Below are 950 nucleotides of genomic sequence, written 5' to 3' on the forward strand. Positions count from 1 at the left end.
CGAACATGAATATCCACAAATGTCTCCTTGGTTAACATAAATCACCCGTATAAAAAATAAACGGATGATACCAAGTGGATCAGTTTTCGATGATCGTTAGTGGATCAGTTTTGCATGATCGGTGACATCCAGAAGTTAACCTTCAGAGGTATGAATGTCAGAGCTATTTATGAAAGAAGTAATCACGACGGTAACGTCGAGTGCTGTATTACTTGGGGTAATAGCATATTTACTACGTTCTATAGTTAAGCATATTTTGGACAAAGACTTAAAAGTACATGCAACACAATTGCAAGCAAAGGCAGATGTTCAAATGGCTATTTTCAAAGATAACTTGGAGAAGGAGCGCACAAGGCTTCAAGTTTCATATGGGGGCATTTTTGAACGACAAGCTGATGCAATTATCGAGTTGTATGGGATTGCTTTAGCTATAGAGGGCAGACTTAATGACGGAATTTCAAAGCCAGAAGCAAGAGAAGAACTCCATAACCTAGTTCTCAGGTTACGTGCTTTCTATCATCAAAATAGAATTTTGTTTCCCGAACGTCTTGACTATTTAGCTAAAGATTTGTTAGGTCTCGGTATAAATATTTATTCTGAGTCATCAAATGGAAAAATCCCTAGTGACTTGTACTTGGCTTTGACAGCAACAAAAGATGAAGCAATTCGTGAAATAAGATGTCTTTTATCGACAAATGTGCCATCAAACTCATAACAAACGGTTCAAGAGGGACAGCCAACGCGCGGCATTTTTATTTTGCGTTGGTTTTTGTGGTTACGGTGTTATGCGGAAGCTTGGTTGTGGCGTTGGCTGCCCCTTAACCGGGCGTTAAGTGTTCTTAGATTGGGTGCATTCTATACATTATGGTGGTTAATATAGAAAGCAAGCTGGCACGGACACAAGTTTAACTTCAATAGGAGATTTTATATGAACGAAGAGTGCCCCAAAT

At 39.1% G+C, this 950-nt stretch carries 1 protein-coding gene; it reads left to right on the forward strand.

The annotated features are described in order from the left end of the window. The first annotated feature begins 169 nt into the window (after positions 1-169). Positions 170-715 carry a hypothetical protein gene (locus FKN05_RS16480; RefSeq protein ID WP_157928661.1) on the forward strand — a complete coding sequence of 182 codons (546 nt, stop codon included), beginning with the start codon at positions 170-172 and terminating at the stop codon, positions 713-715. Positions 716-950 lie beyond the last annotated feature (235 nt).

This window comes from Vibrio sp. 1-1(7) (genome assembly GCF_013048485.1).
GTDB lineage: Bacteria > Pseudomonadota > Gammaproteobacteria > Enterobacterales > Vibrionaceae > Vibrio > Vibrio fujianensis.

Coding starts and splice junctions, on each gene's coding strand:
- FKN05_RS16480 (WP_157928661.1), top strand. CDS start 170: ATGAAAGAAGTAATCACGACGGTAACGTCGAGTGCTGTATTACTTGGG.